Raw genomic sequence first — 19405 nt, 5'->3', positions numbered from 1 at the left:
TTGTTTGGTTTAATAAAATGGGGAAAACAAATGAAATATACTAAGTATGGTAGGACTGATAAAAATGTTTCTGTAGTCGGATTTGGAGGCCTGAGATTTGATTTAAGCAAAAGTGATGAAGAAAATGCTGAATTAGTTAAATATGCCTATAGTAAAGGAATTAATTATTTTGATACTGCACCGGGATATTGTGACGGAAGAAGTGAAGATATATTGGGAATAGCCTTTAGACAAATGATTAAAGAGGGAAAAACAGACTTTTATGTTTCCACTAAAGGAAGGCCTACAGTATTTGACACTGCTGAAAAAGCTATAGCAGGAGTCAAAAAGTCTTTGGAAAGGCTAGGAGTTCCTAAGATTCATTTTTATCACATATGGTGTATTAGAAAAATGGAACATTATGAATTAGCAATGAGATCGGGCGGTCAATATGAAGGTCTTTTAAAATGTAAGGAAGCAGGTTTAATAGATCATATTGTTTTTTCATCACACCAACCAGGAGATCAAGTAACAGAAATATTGAATGAAAACAAATTTGACGGAGTTACAATGGGCATAAATATATTAAATTTCTCTTATAGATGGAACGGGGTTACGCATGCAAATAAAAATGGTTATGGGATAGTAGCAATGAACCCACTTAGCGGAGGTTCAATTCCAAGTCATGAAGAAGAATTATCATTTTTGGCTTCCGAAGGAGAAACAGCTACTGAATTAGCATTAAGATTTAACATTACAAGTCCTCAAATTACTATTTCATTAATAGGCTTTGGAAATAAGCATGATATTGATGAAGCTTGCAGAATTGCAGATGAGGGAAAACCATTTACAGAAGAAGATATTAATATTTTAAAAAGTAAATTAGGTAAAAATATGAATGAGATTTGTACAGGCTGTGGCTACTGCAAGGTTTGTCCAATGGAAATAAACATACCGGGATATATGCTTTTCTATAATGAAAAACAAATGTTCAAGAAAAGCGATGAAGAAATGATAAAGTCTGTCTACGGTTTAGAATACTGGAATTATAACATGAATGGCAAAAAGTTTGCAGCAGACTGTATAAAATGTGGCAAATGCGAAGGTGAGTGTACTCAACATCTTCAAATTATTAAGAGATTAGAAGAAATTGCTGTATGGGAAGAGAAAGGTACTAATGATATAACTGTATAGTAGGATTTTATAAGCCATGGCAAATTTGCAGCAGCAAAGGTGTTATGGTTTATTTTATATGCTATCTATTCTTGCTTTTGCCACTTGTTTGCCAAGTAAAAACTTTTAAGAATATTTGCTATTTAAAAACAATAAAAAATGTGATATAATTGAAATTGAATATCGTTATCAATTATATGATTTGTTATCAGTGTTAAAAATTATTTTAAAATAAAAAATAATGTAAGGGTAGGGTGGTAATGTGAGTGCTTTAATTATTGGAGGAGATAACCTTGGAAGTATTCCCTGTAAATTGTATGAGAAGGGCTTTAAGGATATTGATCATATAAGTGGTAGAAAGGGTGGCGATAAGAGGGGAGATATTCTACTAAGAATAGATAGAGCTGACTTAGTCATTGTATTGGTAGATTATATAAGTCACTGTATCATGAAAAACACAAAAGAAAAGTTAAAAGGTGTTAAAACAAAGATGATATTTACAAAAAGATCATGGTCTTATATGGAACAAGAAATAAATAATTTTTTTAAAAACATAGATGATTTTGCTAGTAATAATGTTATTAAATAGTTTATTAATAAATTAGACTAAACTAAATGCTAAGTTAACTGCTTTTAGTTTAGTCTTTTATTATTTCTACATTTATAAATAGTAAGTATAATATTTTCTAATATGAATCTCAGAATCTATAAGTAATGCAAATAATTTTAGTAATGAATTTGTGGTAAAATGTGTTATATAGAAATAAAGGGGATGGGAGACTGTTATTTATGAATGATTTACCTAAAATATTTGATGACTTCAGTGAATCAAGAAAAAAAGGATTTATAACAATTAAAAATTTAAAGGATGAAGGAAGAAAGGTTGTAGGAACTTTCTGTACTTATACACCTTGGGAGATTATAGCTGCCTCTGGTGCTGTAGCAGTATCACTTTGTGCTAAAAGTGATGAAACAATACCTGATGCAGAAAAGCATCTGCCAAGAAACTTATGTCCACTAATAAAGTCTAGTTATGGTTTTGCCATTACTGATAAATGCCCTTATTTTTATTTTTCCGATCTAATTGTTGGGGAAACCACATGTGATGGCAAAAAGAAAATGTATGAATATTTAGGGGAAATTAAAAATATTCACGTAATGCAATTACCTCAAACATATAATGGAGAAGACAGTTATAGACTCTGGAAAAATGAAATTTTTAAACTAAAAGTTATGCTAGAAAAAGAGTTTAATGTGGAGATAACTGAAGAAAAAATAAAGGAAGCAATTAAGATTCGAAATAGAGAGAGACTAGCGTTAAAAGAATTTTATGAGCTAGGGAAAATGTGTCCGCCACCTATAACAGGATTAGAAATGTTGAGAGTTTTAAATGGAGCTTCATTTAAGTGGGACAAGGAAATTGAAATAAAAGAGCTTAATGAGCTTGTAAAAGAAGCTAAAGCTAAATATGCGGATGGAGAAAGAAAAGTTTCGCCAAAGGCAAAAAGAATACTTATTACTGGATGCCCTATGGGAGAAGCAACAGAAAAAATTGTAAAGGCTATTGAAGAAAATGGTGGAGTTGTTGTTTGCTACGAAAATTGTACAGGAGTAAAAGAAATAAGCAGATTGGTAGATGAGAATATTAATACTATTGATGCTTTAACAGATAAATACTTAAATATAGGATGCTCATGTATGACTCCAAATGATAATAGAACAAAGCTTCTATCAGAGTTGATTGAGGATTATAAAGTTGATGGTGTTGTAGATGTTATTCTTCAAGCTTGTCATACATATAGTGTAGAATCCTATAATATAAAAAGATTTGTCAATGAAAATAAAAATTTGCCTTACATGAGTATAGAAACAGATTATTCCCAAACAGATGTAGGTCAAATCAAAACCAGAATAGCTGCCTTTATAGAAATGCTATAATTCTTGTTAGAAGGTGTTCTTTGTGGAGCAAGTGACATTAATGGTCATAAGCTCCTTTTAAATTACATATAACTATAAATAAATTAAATTATAGTGATGGCTCTTATTCAATTTAGTGATAATTGTTGTATTATACCTTTTTATGCTAATACAATAGGTATGCAGGCTTTTTTAGTATTTTCCCTTTTGGATAAGGTTTTCACTACATTTAGTTTGGAATCGTAAATTTACTCAGCAAAGGAGAATAAAGATGCCGCAGATTAGATTTGTTAACGAAGATATATCTATAGAAGTAGAGGAGGGTACTAAACTTATAGATTCTATAAGAAAAGCAGGGCTTAAAATAGAAACATCATGTAATTCTGTAGGAAAATGTGGTAAGTGTAAAGTTAGATCTTTTGGAGAATTATATCCTAAAACTCAGGATGAACTTAGGCATACTGATGAAGAGAACATGAGGCTTGCTTGTATTGCAAGAGTAAAAGGCGATGTGAATATTGAGCTTTTAAACGAAGATGAAAATTTAAAGACAATTAATAGGGGTTTTTCTATTGATGTTGAAATTAACAGCAGTATGAAAAAAATTAAGCTGCCTAATATAGATGAGAAAAATTTTATTCCTTATAAAGATACAGTTGAATATGAATTTAAAAATATCAATGTGCTAAAAAAGATTGGTTTACTTGAAAGGAATGAAATTAAAGAATTCTATGGAATTTTACATAAAGATACTATTATTGACATAAGAGAAAAAATAGATTGTATTTTAGGTGTTGCTGTAGACGTAGGAACTACAGGGCTTTCAGCTTATCTTGTAAATATGGAGAATGGAGAGGTTTTAAATAAAGTTTCAGCTTTAAATCCACAAACGGAGTTTGGAGCAGATGTTATATCAAGGATAACCTATTGCATGACTATCGAAAATGGAATAAATACATTAAGTAACTGCATAAGAAAAAAAATAAATGTAATGATAGAAGACCTTGTAGAAGATAAATACTGTACAGATGACATATACAGAGTTGTAATATCAGCTAATACTACTATGCTCCATCTTTTTTTAGGAGTTATACCAGACGCCATAGCTACAGTTCCTTATAGACCAGTTTTTTTGGATAAGCTTAATTTTTACGCTAAACAATTAGAGATAGAGGTTAATTCAGAAGGGATTTTAACAATACTTCCTTCAGTATCTTCTTATGTTGGTGCTGATATAATGGCTGGAATAGTAGCCATAGATTTTCAAAATAAGAGTCATCCTTCTATATTCATAGACATTGGTACAAATGGTGAAATAGTTACTATATGTGGCGGTAAGATGGCGGCATCTTCAACTGCTGCTGGTCCTGCTCTTGAAGGTATGAATATATCCTGTGGTATGAGAGCTGAGGAAGGTTCGCTAGATACCTTTGATATAGATGATGAGTTAAATATAAGTTATTCAACCATAGGAAATACTAGTGCAAAAGGTATCTGCGGTAGTGGACTTATTGACGTAGTTGCAGGTTTAGTTAAACGCAATGTTATTTTATCAACTGGAAGATTTAATAAAGACTTACCAGAGAAGATTAAAGATAGACTCAGCGATAAAAAATTTTATATTACTGATGATGTTTACATATCGCAAAAAGATATTAGAGAAGTGCAATTAGCTAAAGGAGCAATTGCTGCTGGGGTAACCATCCTTCTTAAGCAAATAAATACAAGTATAGAAAATATAGATGAAGTGGTAATAGCAGGAGCCTTTGGATATCATATAAACCCTGAAAGCATAAAAAATATAGGACTTATCCCGAAGGGATTTAAGGGCGAGATTACTTTTGTAGGGAATTCCTCTATTGAAGGTGCAAGAATTGCACTAGTTAACAAGGAGAAGCTTAAAGAGATGAGCAAGGTAAAGGAAAATATAGAGGTTGTAGAACTCTCCACTAGAGAAGATTTCCAGGATAGCTTCATAAGTGCTCTTAATTTTTAGTGCAGCAATATAAATTTTTAATAGCGTTATTATTCATATTTAAGGAACTACCATTTAAAAAGCAATAAAAATAACTCTTCTTATTCAATTTATCAGTATTTTTATTGGTGAGGTAATTTGCTTATTGAATATTGCCTAAAACTTATAAAAAATTAAATTAAAAAGGAGATATAAACATGAGCGATTTAAAAGAAAATTTAATTAAAGAATTATCTGATTCAGTTGTTGAAATGGAAGAAGAAAAGGTTGTTGAGGTTGCAAAAATGTCCATTGAAAATGGAATTAGTGCTTATGATGCAATTGATAAAGGTTTAGCAGATGGAATGAATAGAGCTGGTGTGCTTTATGAGGAGGAAGAATATTATATACCAGAATTATTAATGTGTTCAGATGCTATGTACGCTGGACTAGATGTTTTAAGACCTCATCTTGAAAAAAAGGATATTAATGATAAACATAAAGTTGTAATTGGTGTTGTTCAAGGAGATACACATGATATAGGAAAAAATTTGGTTAAAATAATGATGGAAACTGAAGGTTTTGATGTTATAGATATGGGTAGAGATGTGCCTCCTAGAGAATTTGTTAATAAAGCTAAGGAAGTTAAAGCAGATATTATTGTTCTTTCTACCCTTATGACAACTACAATGGAAGGAATGGCTGAAGTTATAAATATCCTAAAAGAAGAAGGATTAAAAGATAAGATTAAAGTTATGATTGGTGGAGGTCCTATTTCTCAGAGTTTTGCTACTAAAATAGGTGCTGATGGATATACCACAGATGCTTCAAAAGCAGCAAAATTTGCTAAAGATTTAGTAATTACAATATCAAAGGGAGATAAAACAGCTAAGGATAATGACAGCACTCTAGTACAGGGGGCATAAAAGATGATAGATCAAATGACACCCCTAGAAAGGGCTGTTGCATTAAGCAAGGGACAATTAGTAGACAGACTCCCTTGCAATCCTAATATAGCGAATGGAGTAGCTCGCATTCATGGATGCAAGATTTCAGAGTTTAATACAAATGGAAAAACTATTGCAGATGCACAAATTTCAGCATATAGACGATTTGGCATGGATGGAGTTAGAGTATTTACAGACTTATATGTTTGGGCAGAAGCTATGGGAGCAGAAGTTCATCTTCCAGAAGATAATACAGCAGATTTAGCAAGACCTGCAATAGATAATATTGAAGATATAAGTAAACTTAAAGTGGCAGATCCATTTAAAGATGGGAGACTTCCTGTTTTTGTAGATGCTATGAAATATTTAGTCGATGCACTCGGAAAAGAAGTGCCCTGTTCTGGTGGTGTTGTAGGACCTTTTTCAAATGCCTTCTTTTTAGTAGGAATAGAAAAGATGACAAAGCTATTTTTTAAAAATCCAGAAGCCATACATAAGCTTTGTGAAATTTCCCTTCAAAGCTGTATTGAATATGCAAAAGTAATTATTGATTTAGGCTTGACTCCTACTATATCAGAACCATTAGCATCCTGTACTATAATAAATCCAAAACATTTTGAAACTTTCTGTTTTCCTTATTTGAAAAGACTAATTGAATTCATTCAATCAAGAGGGAAAGGAACAGTGCTTCATATATGCGGAAAGACAGAAAAAATTTGGCCGGCAATAGGTAAATTAGCGTCCTCAGGCGTAGCTGGTTTTAGTATGGACAATATGGTAAACTTGGCTGAAGCTAAAGCAGCCTTAGGAGATAAAATGCGGATACTTGGTAATGTAGATCCATCTAATGTTATGTATGCTGGTACTCATAAGGAAATCAGAGATGCAGTTATTAATTGTGTGCTACAAGGGTATGATAGCCCAAAAGGGTATGCTATAATGTCTGGATGTAGTCTTCCAGTAGAGACACCACTGCAAAATATACAAATTATGATGGATACAGCTAGAGAAATTGGTTATCCTGTTGATATTGAAGAATTAAAGAATATTTTAAATTTTTTTGTATAATTTTTGTCAATCTGTTGGAATAGTATTGTATTATTAATTCAATATGGTATAATACATTAAGTAAAGTTTATAATAGATTTATTTTAACTGTTATAATTTGGGGTTAATTTTATATTTAAATTAAAGAAAAACTAATTCATTCATATCTTAATTACTTTTAAAATAGGAGATTATGTATATGAAAGAATTTAGTATTAACACAAATGTCTATTTTGGAGAAGGTTCTTTAGATAGACTAAAGGAGATTAAAAATAAAAGAGTACTAATTGTATGTGATAAATTTATGGAAACTTCAGGTGTAGCTGCAAAAATCCAAGAAAAACTTGTTGATTGTGAAGTAGCTATATACAGTGATATTGTACCTGATCCATCTGTAGAGATTATTGCTGCTGGTATTCAAAAGTTACAAAGTTGTAATGTACAAGTTATGATAGCTCTTGGTGGAGGTTCATCAATTGATGGAGCTAAGGCTATGAGAGAATATGCAAAAAAAGTTACTGGGGGAGTGTCTTCTATAGAGGATTTCTACGCTATACCTACTACAAGTGGTACAGGCTCTGAGGTAACTGAATATGCAGTAATTACAAATAAACAAGAAGGATTAAAATATGCTCTTGCAGATAAATCTCTTCTTCCAACAGTTGCTATTCTGGATCCTGAACTGGTAAAAACTGTACCTAAGGCTATAACTGTTGATACAGGAATGGATGTAATTACACATGCTATAGAGGCCTATGTTTCAAAGAATGCCACTGATTTTTCAGATGCTCTTGCAGAAAAAGCTCTCACTTTAGCTTTTAGATTTTTACCACAGGCTTATGCTGATGGAAACGATATAGTAGCAAGAGAAAAACTTCACAATGCGTCATGCCTTGCTGGTATGGCCTTTAATGCAGCTGGACTTGGAATTACTCATAGTATAGCTCATGCTGTTGGTGGGAAATTGCATATTTCTCATGGAAGAAGTAATGCTATTATACTTCCTTATGTCATTGAGTATAATGCTAATTTGAACAAATCGGCCTTTAGTGCTGAATATGACATAGCAGCTAAAAAATATCAAAGACTTGCAAAACTATTAAAGTTACATGCACCAAATGTACATATTGGTGTTAATAATCTAATAAAAAGCATTATAGAACTTAAAAAGACATTGACGATTCCAGCAACATTTAAAGAACAAGGTGCCGATATGAATTTGGCTCAAGCATCAAGAGAAGAAATTGTTAACGCGGCTCTTAATGATATATGTACAACAGCGAATCCTAGAGAAGCGACAAGAGAAGATTTATTAAAACTTTTAGATAAAGTTTTGGGATAAAAGATTGTATTTTATACCACCCATTTATGGGTGGTTTTTTTATATTTTTTCGAAAATATTGAAAAATTAGTTGAATTAAAATATAATTAAAAATATCAAAAATAAGGGGGATTTAGATGGAAAATGAATTGTATTCAATAGGAAAAGTCGGAGAAATATGCAAAATAACAAAAAAAGCACTAAGGTATTATGACAAAATGGGTATATTATCTCCTGATAAAGTAGCAGATGAAAGCGGTTACAGATATTATGGCAAGAAAAATTTATTATCTGTGCCAATAATAAAATATTATAAACAGAGTGGATTTAAACTAGAGGAAATGAGAGAGTTCTTAGAAGGAACAACTTATGATTTTTTTGATAAAAGCTTTAGAAAAAAGATTGATGAATTAAAAGAACTTGATAGAGAAATAAATTTAAAAATAAGATCCGTTAAAGATTGGCATGACCTTATAGTTGAAGCACAGATGGTAATTGAAAACAATGTTAGCAATGTTGCTATAAAATACATTGACAATCGTACCTTAATCTTTTTAGAGCAAGATTTTAAATATGATTATATGGATTCTATAGTTAATATAGAGTTTAATAATTATATTGATAGTATAAATAATGCAATAACAGGACCTGTAATTATATGTTTTCCATCTTTTGAAGATAAAATTAATGGAAAGTGTAACAAGATGAAAATAATGCAGGAGACTATTTTAAAGTGTAAAGAAGAAGAAAGCATTGAATTTGGGGGCTGTATAGTAGCTGCTTGTTATCACATAGGATCTCATGAAACAATTAATGAAACATATAAAAAAATACAAGCATGGACGGAAGAGTATGGTTATATATGTTCTGAGGAGTGCTATGAAAGATATGTAACAGATTATTGGACAACTAAAAATGTAGACAAATTTGTAACGGAAGTTTTAATTAAAGTCAGGAGAGAGAATTAAGTCTACGATGGTACGTAAAAAGTGCATGAAAGTTCTAACATTAAAATAAATGTTAGAACTTTCATGCACTTTTTACGTTAACACTTTCACATTGAAAACGTTGCCCTTAGGGTAAAGTATAAAGGGATATTAAAACGACAATACTGCCTATTTTGTAAATAAATTACAACATTACTAAGCAAAAAATATATTTTTGTAACTGGTATATTTTGCATTTGTTATCTAAAAGACTGATATAACTAATTTTATAAAGTTTGAATCATAGCTAAAATTATAAAGTTTTAAATTATTATAAGGTTTTAAATTATATAAGAATATATATTGACTTTACCCTATAGGGAACGGCCTATAATTTACTTAAGAGTAACATACCTACAAGATATAAAATGAAAAGTTTTCAATAATTTAAAAATAAAATGTCCCCAATTATAACAATCCCAAAATATATTCAGTTATAAATTTCTATTTAGTTAAAAAAGTATTAAGCGTATAAGCGAAAGGGGTTTTATTTTATGAAGGAAGTTTCCCAAAAGGTAGACTTAGAAGCAATTCGTGCAAAAAACAAATTATCATCGGATTTCTTAAGAAAAGGTATTACAATTGCTCTTTTTTCAGGTCTTATGTACGGATTCTACTCAGCCTTTTTAACACTAGGGATGACAAAAGGAGTTTGGGGTGACTGGTATGGTGTCAATACAGCAGGTTTATCAGCCTTAGTTATTACATATGTACTTGGTGCTCTTGGTAGTGCTGTAAACGATACCTGTAGTGCTGTTTGGGCAATGGGTTATGCAGCAATTAAAGGTAAACTTGGAGATTTCTTTAGATGTCTTAAAACTAAGCCAGGTGCTGTAATGATATTAGCTGCTCTTATTGGAGGACCAATATCAAGTACCGCTTATGTTGTAGCTTTAAAAATGGCTGGTTCAATTGTTATTCCAATTACAGCTCTTTGTCCAGCTATCGGCGCTATTCTAGGAAGAATATTATTTAAACAAGAATTAAATAAACGTATGATGCTTGGTATTGTTATCTGCGTTTTATCTAGTTTCATGATTGGTAGTACTAGTATCAGTGGAGATGCCCCAAAGGGAATGTTCTTTGGGCTTTGTATCGCATTTATTGCAGCACTTGGATGGGGATTTGAAGGTTGTGTGGCTGGATATGGTACATCTATGATCGACTCAGAAATCGGTATCACAATCCGTCAAGCAACATCAGGACTTTCAAACTTAATAATATTAGTACCTGTATTTGGAATGATATTTGGTGACGGCATTAAATCCTCAGCTGGTTTAGCTGTTCAAGCATTCACAAGTGGACCTGCAATGATATGGTTTGCCTTAAGTGGTCTCTGTGCTTTTGTTTCCTACATGAGCTGGTATAACGGTAACAGTATGTGTGGTGCTGCTCTTGGTATGGCTTGTAATGGCACATTCTCCTTCTGGGGTCCGTTCTGCTGTTGGATAGTTCTTGGAGTAATAAGTGGTATGGATGGATGGGCATTACCTCCAATCGTTTGGATTGCTGCTGTAACAATGATGTTCGGAATTCTTGTAATAGCTATGAATCCATTGGATTTATTCAGAAAGAAGGAGGTAGGAGCAAATGAAGCCGCTTAATTATGCAATTTTAAAATATTTTACAAAGGTTGATGAAGCTTGTGCTGATGATGTTATAAATGCTTTAAAGGGAGAGTATGGCAGCTTTAAGGCTTTAAATAAGAAAGCAGTAATAACAGCTTTAATGACAGCAGAAGCAAATGGTCTCATTGAAGAAACAAGATTTGAATTAGATGAAAATAAGGAACTAAAGGTTTACTATCATGCACATGCAGAAGGTGCTGCTACTATAAATAAATATATTAAAGACTAAAATAGGCAGTATAGTTTACCAAAAATATATATGAGATGAGAATAAGGAAGGAGGACTTGAAAGTGAGATATTATGGGAATGAGGCTTTAGGTCTTGTAGAAACAATAGGATTAGTTCCTGCACTTGAGGCTGCAGACAAAATGCTTAAAGCAGCTAATGTGGAATTAATTTCATATGAAAATGTTGGTTCAACGCTTGTAACTATTATGGTAAAAGGTGATGTAGGTGCAGTAAGAGCTGCTGTAGAAGCAGGTGCTGAGGCAGCGGCAGCTATTGGTAAATTAACAGCGCATAATGTTATGCCGCGTCCTATTAGAGCAGTTGGAGATATTGTTTCAGTACACGATATTGATTTATAAAAGATAGAAGGGAAAGGATATACATATGGCAAGATATGAAGCTTTAGGGTTAATTGAAACTTTTGGTTTGGTTTTTGCTTTAGAAGCAGCAGATGCTATGTGCAAAGCAGCAAATGTTGAACTTATAGGATATGAAAATGTTGCATCAGGATATATATCTGTATTAGTTAAAGGAGATGTTGGTGCTTGTAAAGCAGCTGTAGAAGCTGGTGTTGCAGCAGTTGAAGGAATGGAAGGTGGAAATCTTTATAGTTCCATAGTTATTCCAAGTCCACACCCAGATCTTGAAAAAATAATAAAAAGATATGCTATTACAAATCTTGTAACAGAATAAAACGTGAAATTTTCCTAAAAGGAGGAGAGAAAAGTGAATATTATCGATAACGATTTACTCTCCATGCAGGAAGCCAGAATTCTTGTTGAAAATGCTCGTGAGGCGCAAAAAAAACTAGCAACCTTCCCACAAGAAAAACTTGATGAGATAGTTGAAGCTATGGCTGAAGAGATTGAAAAACATTTAATGGAACTTGCGAAAATGTCTAATGAAGAAACTGAATATGGAAAGTGGGAAGATAAGTATATCAAGAATCGCTTTGTATGCAAGTATCTGAAAAGTAGACTTAAGGATATGAAATGTGTAGGTATCATTAATGAAGATAAAGTGAACAGTACAATGGATGTTGGAGTGCCAATGGGTGTTATTATAGCCTTTTGCCCATCAACTAGTCCTGTTTCTACAACTATATATAAGGCATTAATTGCAATTAAATCAGGAAATGCGATTATATTTTCACCTCATCCAAGAGCTAAAAATACAATTTTTAAAACAATTGATATTTTGATTAGAGCTGCGGAGAGAGCAGGACTTCCAGAAGGTACTCTTGCATATCTACATACAGTAACTAAAAGCGGTTCATTAGAACTTATGAATCATAAAGATACTTCTCTCATAATGAATACAGGAGTTCCAGAAATACTAAAAGCAGCTTATAAATCTGGTAAACCAGTAATTTATGGAGGCAATGGAAACGGTCCAGCTTTTATAGAGCGTACAGCGGATATAAAACAAGCTGCCAAAGATATTATTGACAGCAAGAATTTTGATTATGGAGTTGTATCTGCCGCTGAACAATCAATTGTTGTTGACAGTTGCATTGTAGCGGAAGTAAAAGAAGAGCTTAAAAAGAACGGTGCATATTTTATGACAGAAGAAGAAGCGGAAAAGTTAGCATCTATATTCTTTTATAAAGATGGAAGCCCAGACTTAGAGATGATTGGAAAATCACCACAATTCCTGGCTAAAAATGCTGGCTTTACTGTTCCAGAAGATACAAAGGTCCTTATCTCCAAGCAGAAATTTGTTTTTCAAAAAAATCCTTACTCAAGAGAAAAGCTTTGTCCTGTACTAGCTTTTTATATAGAAGAGGACTGGATGCATGCTTGTGAAAAGTGTATAGAATTATTGCTTAGTGAGAGACAGGGACATACACTCATCATACATTCAAAGGATGAGGAAGTAATTCGCCAATTTGCACTAAAAAAACCTGTTGGAAGAGTGCTTGTTAACACTCCAGGAACTTTTGGAAGTATGGGAGCAACTACAAACTTATTTCCTTCAATGACTTTAGGCAGTGGTTCTGCAGGGGATGGAATGACTTCGGATAACGTTTCGCCTATGAACTTAATATATCTGCGCAAAGTTGGATATGGAGTTCGCAGCGTAGAAGAACTTACTAAAACCGTAAACACTGAAGGAAATAAATTAAATACAAAAGATGAAGATAACCTTAAGTTATTAGAGAATGTCTTAAGGAAAATTATGAAGGACTTAAAATGAGCAGAGAACTCAAATCTTTGATTTGTAGTGAATCGCTTACTCATTCGACTAATAAGGAGAAGGAGTTTCATTTAAAAAATAAGTTAAAGAATGTGAGGTAATAAATTGGATATTCGTGAATTTTCAAATAAATTTATGGAAGCTACTAGGAACTTGTCTGAAGAAGAACGTGCTGGTTTAATGAAAATGTTTGAAAAAGTTTCTAAAGAAATAGTAAAAGAAGAACCAGCTCATACACATGTTGCAGTTGACAATAATGGTCAAATTCCAGATGGAATAACAGAACGTTTAGTTAAGTTGAAGGAAACTTATTTAAAACATGTTCCAACTATAACAACTCACCGTGCAAGAGCTATTACTGAAATAGCTAAAGAAAACCCTGGTATTCCTAAATCAGTTTTACGTGGTAAATGTTTTAAACACTGCTGCGAAACTGCACCACTTGTAATTCAAGATAACGAACTTATCGTTGGAGCACCAAATGGACAGCCTCGTGCAGGAGCATTTTCTCCTGATATAGCTTGGAGATGGATGGTAGATGAAATTGATACAATAGGAAATCGTCCACAAGACCCATTCTATATATCAGAAGAAGATAAGAGAGTTATGCGTGAAGAGTTATTCCCATTTTGGAAGGGAAAATCTGTTGATGAGTTCTGCGAAGATCAGTACCGTGAAGCTGGAGTATGGGAACTTTCAGGTGAATCCTTTGTTTCAGATTGTTCATATCACGCAGTAAATGGCGGAGGAGACTCTAACCCAGGATATGACGTTATCTTAATGAAAAAAGGTATGCTTGATATAAAGCGAGAATCAGAAGAAAAATTGACTCACCTTAGCTATGAAAATCCAGAAGATATAGATAAAATCTACTTCTATAAGTCATTAATAGATACTGCTGAGGGTGTTATGATATACGCTAAACGTATGTCAGACTACGCAGCTGAGCTTGCTGCAAAGGAAACTAATCCTAAGCGTAAGGCTGAGTTACTAAAGATTTCTGAAGTAAATGCTAGAGTACCAGCACATAAGCCAAGTACTTTCTGGGAAGCAATACAAGCAGTTTGGACTATAGAATCATTACTTGTAGTTGAAGAAAATCAAACAGGTATGTCCATAGGACGTGTTGACCAATACATGTATGAATTCTACAAAAATGATTTAGAAGATGGACGTATGACTGATTTTGAAGCTTTTGAATTAGCAGGTTGTATGCTTATAAAAATGTCTGAAATGATGTGGATAACAAGTGAAGGTGGTTCTAAATTCTTCGCAGGTTACCAACCATTCGTTAATATGTGCTTAGGTGGTGTTACTAGAGAAGGTCGTGATGCTACAAACGAATTAACATACCTTTTAATGGATGCAGTTCGTCATGTTAAAATATATCAACCATCTTTAGCATGTCGTATACACAAAGGATCACCACAGAAATATCTTAAAAAGATAGTTGAAGTTATTCGTGCAGGCATGGGATTCCCAGCATGTCACTTTGACGATGTTCATATAAAAATGATGTTAGCTAAAGGTGTTTCTATAGAAGACGCAAGAGATTACTGCTTAATGGGCTGTGTTGAGCCTCAGAAGTCAGGAAGATTATATCAATGGACTTCTACAGGATACACTCAATGGCCTATATGTATAGAACTTGTGCTTAACCATGGTGTGCCACTATGGTATGGCAAGCAAGTATGCCCTGACATGGGAGACTTAAGCAGCTTTAAAACTTACGAGCAGTTTGAAGCAGCTGTTAAAGAGCAAATTAAATATATTACTAAATGGACAAGTGTTGCTACAGTAATTTCTCAACGTGTTCACAGAGATCTTGCACCAAAGCCACTTATGTCTATGATGTATGAAGGCTGTATGGAAAAAGGTAGAGGAGTAGAAGCAGGTGGAGCTATGTATAACTTCGGACCTGGAGTAGTATGGAGTGGTCTTGCTACTTATACAGATTCTATGGCAGCTATAAAGAAGTTAGTATTTGAAGATAAGAAATACACTTTAGAAGAAATGAACGAAGCTTTAAAAGCTGACTTTGTTGGATATGAAAAACTAAGAAAAGATTGTTTAGAAGCACCTAAGTATGGTAACGATGATGATTATGCAGATTTAATTGCTGCTGATTTAATCAACTTTACTGAACAAGAGCACCGTAAATATAAGACATTATATTCAGTACTTAGCCATGGTACTTTATCAATCTCAAACAACACTCCATTTGGCCAGTTAACTGGAGCTACTGCAAATGGACGTAAAGCATGGTTACCTTTATCAGATGGTATAAGTCCATCTCAAGGATCAGATTATAAAGGACCTACTGCTATAATTAAGTCTGTTTCTAAAATGTCTTGTGAAGATATGAACATAGGTATGGTTCATAACTTCAAGTTAATAGCTGGGCTTCTTGATACACCAGAAGGTGAACAGGGAATCATTACATTATTACGTAGTGCATGTGCCCTTCAGCTTGGAGAAATGCAGTTCAACTATTTAGATAACAATACTCTACTTGAAGCTCAAAAGCATCCAGAGCAATATCGTGATTTAATAGTTCGTGTTGCTGGATATAGTGCATTCTTTGTTGAGTTATGTAAAGATGTTCAAGATGAAATCATCAGCAGAACTGTGCTTACACACTTCTAAATTAAAGGACATATATTAAAAATCAAGGTAAATAAAATTGGAGAATGAAGAATATGAGCAATGGAACTTTAGGTATAATCGAACGAAAAGCGACGATTTTTAATATACAAAAATACAATATGTATGATGGAGATGGAGTAAGAACTTTAATATTTTTTCAGGGTTGCCCTCTTAGATGTAAATGGTGTGCAAATCCTGAGGGATTAATTAAAAAACATAGGGTTATGCTTAAAAGTAATTTATGTGTTGACTGCGGGGCATGTGTTTCTGTGTGCCCTGCAGGGATACACACTATCTCCAAGGAAACCTTAAAGCATGAGGTTAACCATGATATTGATTGTATTGGATGCGGTAAGTGTAAGGATGCCTGCCTTAAATCTGCTATATCGATAGTTGGAGAAGTAAAGACCATCTCTGAACTTTTAAAAATCGTAGAAGAAGATAGAACTTTTTATGAAATTTCTGGTGGCGGAGTCACATTAGGTGGCGGTGAAGTTTTAATGCAGCCTGAAGCAGCAAGCAGTTTATTGATGGCATGTAAGCAAGAGGGAATAAACACTGCAATTGAAACATGTGGTTACGCAAAACTGGAATCAGTACTTAAGGTCGCGGAGTTCACAGATTTATTCCTATTTGACATTAAGCATATTGATTCAGATAGACATTTTCAGTTAACTGGTGTGAGAAATGAATTGATTTTAGATAATCTTAAAGAATTACTTCGCCGCAAATATAATGTAAAAATTCGTATGCCATTACTTAAAGGCTTAAATGATCACCAAGAAGACATTGAGAGAACAATGGAATTTTTAAAGCCATATAAAGATTACAGAAACTTTAAGGGAATTGATCTACTTCCATATCATAAAATGGGTGTAAATAAATACAACCAATTAGGAATGGAATATCCTATAAAAAATGATCCAAGCTTAACAGATGAAGATTTAGATAGAATAGAAAGCTGGATTAAAAAATACGATTTATCTGCAAAAGTAATTCGTCATTAAATAATTTTCAAATAGATAATTAAGATGGAAGGTAAGGTTTATGGGAGATTTTTCTGATAGAGATATACAGCGTATTATACAAGAGTCAGTTCCAGGGAAACAGATTACTATAGCTCATGTTATTGCATCGCCAATGCCTGATATATATGAACGTCTAGGAATTGATGAAAGGGGAGCAATAGGTATTTTAACTCTTTCTCCCTATGAAAGTGCTATTATTGCGGCAGATATTGCTACAAAGGCTTCTGATGTACAAATTGGATTCCTTGATCGTTTTACAGGTTCTGTTGTAATAAACGGTGATGTTCAAAGTGTTGAAACAGCACTTTGCGCAGTAAATGATACGCTAAAGAGTATGCTTGGATTTACTCCTGCTCCCATTACAAGAACATGAGAAAAAAACGCATAATGGTAATTGGACCTTCAAGATGCGGTAAAACTACATTAGTTAATGCATTGAATGATTATGATGGTCCGTTAAGGCGAACACCAGATTTAATTTATGGTAAAAATACCATTGATGTTCCAGGCTCCTATTTAGAGAATACATGGATGTATAAACATATAATTGCAGCATCCCAGGATGCATCTCATGTACTTATATTGGTTGATCAATCCAATTGTACAGAAATATATTCTCATGGATTTGCAAAATCTTTTAGATGTCCTGTAATTGGAGTGATAACAAAGTGTGATTTAATGCCTGAAAATGAAGAGAAATCTTTGAGACAGCTAAAGAATATAGGAGTAACGGAACCATATTTTCATATTAGTTTTGAAGTGGGAACAGGAATTGATGCCTTAAAGAAGTATTTATTTGAAAAAGGTAAGGAGTAAAGGTCGATGATCAAATTTATTACCGAAGAGTATTTAAGAGATTTATATAGAAAAGAACCTTTTAATACCTACAAATTACAACAGGGACAGCGGCTTACACCTGGAGCAGCTCAATATTTGTCTGATAAAAGGATAAAAATTACTGATGATTCAAAACCAAAGGAAAAGAATCAGACAAAAGCTGTAAAAGCGGCAGAAAGCATAAAAGAAGTGGGAAACAGTAACTTAATTTTAAAAAAGAAGCTTTGTTGTAAATTGAAATCCATAGAGGCAGCATTCCTTGTTACTAGTAGTGAGATATTAAAAGGAGATATTGTTCTAGCACAAAATATCATAACTTTGGGCAGAAAAATATCAAATATTAGAAATGTTGTGAGTGGAATGGGTACTCTTGAACCTATTTATTGCAAAGAGTGTACAGGCATAAATTCATTAAATTTTACAACTGAACTCCAAGATTGTTTTGAAATAACAGAATTCCATATGCAGCTTGAAAAAGGCACTGCTATCTTAAAATTGCATACACTTCGCTGTGCTTTGAGAGAATTACAGTTTGAAATAATGGATACTTACCAAAATGATGATGACAGTTTAAAAAATAAAATTGATGAAAATCTTAATTCAATAATTAATTCGCTGTCTCAATTGATTTGTTCAGCAGTGGGAGGAAAAGAATGTCAGAGAAAAATTTAACTTTTGAATATTGCGATAGAATGATTCAGAAGTTTGAAGAAGTTGTAGAAAAACCAATTCTTAATAAATCTTCTGTTTATTATACAGGTGTAGACCTAGGTACTGCATGTGTGGTACTGGCAGTTTTAGATGAAAACTATGAGCCTGTTGCAGGCGCATATAGGTATGCAGATGTAGTGCGTGATGGTATGGTTGTTGACTATATTGGAGCAGTTAGGATTGTTAGAGAGCTTAAACAGGAAATTGAGGAAAAACTTAATACTGAACTTCTTTATGCTGCTGCTGCAATTCCACCAGGAACGGATGCCTTAGATTCTGGAGCAATTAAAAATGTAGTTCAGGCTGCGGGATTTGAGCTTACGTGCCTTTTAGATGAACCTACTGCTGCTAATAATGTACTTAAAATTAAAAATGGTGCAGTGGTAGATGTTGGCGGCGGAACAACAGGAATATCAATTTTAAAGGATGGAAAAGTTATCCATGTTGTTGACGAACCTACAGGTGGAACTCATTTTTCATTAGTTCTTTCAGGTGCATATGGAATGCCTTTCAATGAGGCAGATAAATTCAAAAGAGATAACAAGAACCATAAAGAAATTTTACCAATATTAAAGCCAGTAGTGGAAAAGGTAGCATCAATTATTAATTATAATATTAAGGATTATGATGTGAAGGAAATTTCCTTAGTAGGTGGTACTTGCTGCCTTACAGGAATTGAAGAAATTATTGGAAAACAGACAGGAGTATATACTCATAAACCTAAGAATCCTATGTTTGCCACACCACTTGGAATAGCATTAAGCTGTACTCAGGATATTATAGAGTAATAAGGAGGGAGTTTAAAA

19 protein-coding genes are annotated in these 19405 nt (G+C 33.2%); all 19 read left to right on the top strand.

Annotated features, from left to right (window positions below; genetic code table 11):
- Positions 1-30: 30 nt before the first annotated feature.
- Positions 31-1173 carry an aldo/keto reductase gene (locus tag ACZ5N4_RS14095; RefSeq protein WP_464203147.1) on the top strand — a complete coding sequence of 381 codons (1143 nt, stop codon included), beginning with the start codon at positions 31-33 and terminating at the stop codon, positions 1171-1173.
- A 241-nt stretch (positions 1174-1414) separates the two neighbouring features.
- Entirely contained in the window at positions 1415-1741 is a 327-nt protein-coding gene (locus ACZ5N4_RS14090) for a DUF2325 domain-containing protein (RefSeq protein WP_464203146.1), read from the top strand.
- 200 nt (positions 1742-1941) lie between these two features.
- Positions 1942-3090 carry a double-cubane-cluster-containing anaerobic reductase gene (locus ACZ5N4_RS14085; protein WP_464203145.1) on the top strand — a complete coding sequence of 383 codons (1149 nt, stop codon included), beginning with the start codon at positions 1942-1944 and terminating at the stop codon, positions 3088-3090.
- A 250-nt stretch (positions 3091-3340) separates the two neighbouring features.
- Positions 3341-5065 (top strand): ASKHA domain-containing protein, encoded by a 1725-nt coding sequence (locus tag ACZ5N4_RS14080; protein WP_464203144.1) that lies wholly within the window; start codon positions 3341-3343, stop codon positions 5063-5065.
- Positions 5066-5241: 176 nt separating this feature from the next.
- Positions 5242-5949 (top strand): corrinoid protein, encoded by a 708-nt coding sequence (locus ACZ5N4_RS14075; protein WP_464203143.1) that lies wholly within the window; start codon positions 5242-5244, stop codon positions 5947-5949.
- Positions 5950-5952: 3 nt separating this feature from the next.
- Positions 5953-7038, top strand: a complete 1086-nt coding sequence (locus ACZ5N4_RS14070; RefSeq protein ID WP_464203142.1) for a uroporphyrinogen decarboxylase family protein — start codon at positions 5953-5955, stop codon at positions 7036-7038.
- A gap of 178 nt (positions 7039-7216) precedes the next feature.
- Positions 7217-8359, top strand: coding sequence for a 1-propanol dehydrogenase PduQ (locus ACZ5N4_RS14065; protein ID WP_464203141.1), 1143 nt, complete (start codon positions 7217-7219; stop codon positions 8357-8359).
- Positions 8360-8475: 116 nt separating this feature from the next.
- On the top strand, positions 8476-9306 hold the full coding sequence (locus ACZ5N4_RS14060) for a MerR family transcriptional regulator (protein WP_464203140.1): 831 nt from the start codon (positions 8476-8478) through the stop codon (positions 9304-9306).
- A gap of 512 nt (positions 9307-9818) precedes the next feature.
- Entirely contained in the window at positions 9819-10928 is a 1110-nt protein-coding gene (locus ACZ5N4_RS14055; RefSeq protein ID WP_464203139.1) for a hypothetical protein, read from the top strand.
- Positions 10915-11181: a hypothetical protein gene (locus ACZ5N4_RS14050; RefSeq protein WP_211140978.1), complete on the top strand. Its 267-nt coding sequence runs from the start codon at positions 10915-10917 to the stop codon at positions 11179-11181. Before ACZ5N4_RS14055 ends, ACZ5N4_RS14050 begins: the two co-directional genes overlap by 14 nt.
- 62 nt (positions 11182-11243) lie before the next feature.
- Positions 11244-11540, top strand: coding sequence for a BMC domain-containing protein (locus tag ACZ5N4_RS14045; RefSeq protein ID WP_308038281.1), 297 nt, complete (start codon positions 11244-11246; stop codon positions 11538-11540).
- A 25-nt stretch (positions 11541-11565) separates the two neighbouring features.
- Positions 11566-11874, top strand: coding sequence for a BMC domain-containing protein (locus ACZ5N4_RS14040; RefSeq protein ID WP_211140976.1), 309 nt, complete (start codon positions 11566-11568; stop codon positions 11872-11874).
- Between the two features lie 33 nt (positions 11875-11907).
- Positions 11908-13377, top strand: a complete 1470-nt coding sequence (locus ACZ5N4_RS14035; RefSeq protein WP_464203138.1) for an acetaldehyde dehydrogenase (acetylating) — start codon at positions 11908-11910, stop codon at positions 13375-13377.
- 105 nt (positions 13378-13482) lie between these two features.
- A complete protein-coding gene (cutC, locus tag ACZ5N4_RS14030; protein ID WP_464203136.1) occupies positions 13483-16023 on the top strand; it encodes a choline trimethylamine-lyase in 2541 nt (846 codons plus the stop codon).
- A gap of 53 nt (positions 16024-16076) precedes the next feature.
- Positions 16077-17030: a choline TMA-lyase-activating enzyme gene (gene cutD, locus ACZ5N4_RS14025; RefSeq protein ID WP_464203135.1), complete on the top strand. Its 954-nt coding sequence runs from the start codon at positions 16077-16079 to the stop codon at positions 17028-17030.
- A 40-nt stretch (positions 17031-17070) separates the two neighbouring features.
- Entirely contained in the window at positions 17071-17424 is a 354-nt protein-coding gene (locus ACZ5N4_RS14020) for a BMC domain-containing protein (protein ID WP_464203134.1), read from the top strand.
- Positions 17421-17867, top strand: a complete 447-nt coding sequence (locus ACZ5N4_RS14015) for a EutP/PduV family microcompartment system protein (protein WP_464203133.1) — start codon at positions 17421-17423, stop codon at positions 17865-17867. The genes ACZ5N4_RS14020 and ACZ5N4_RS14015 overlap by 4 nt, the downstream gene beginning before the upstream one ends.
- A 6-nt stretch (positions 17868-17873) precedes the next feature.
- Entirely contained in the window at positions 17874-18560 is a 687-nt protein-coding gene (locus ACZ5N4_RS14010; protein ID WP_464203132.1) for a cobalamin adenosyltransferase, read from the top strand.
- Positions 18542-19387 carry an ethanolamine utilization protein EutJ gene (gene eutJ, locus ACZ5N4_RS14005; RefSeq protein ID WP_211140969.1) on the top strand — a complete coding sequence of 282 codons (846 nt, stop codon included), beginning with the start codon at positions 18542-18544 and terminating at the stop codon, positions 19385-19387. Before ACZ5N4_RS14010 ends, eutJ begins: the two co-directional genes overlap by 19 nt.
- The last annotated feature ends 18 nt before the right edge of the window (positions 19388-19405 follow it).

The sequence above is a fragment of the Clostridium nitrophenolicum genome (assembly GCF_055391695.1).
The sequence above is the reverse complement of the archived record's forward strand: the minus strand, read 5'-3'. Positions and strand labels throughout refer to the sequence as shown.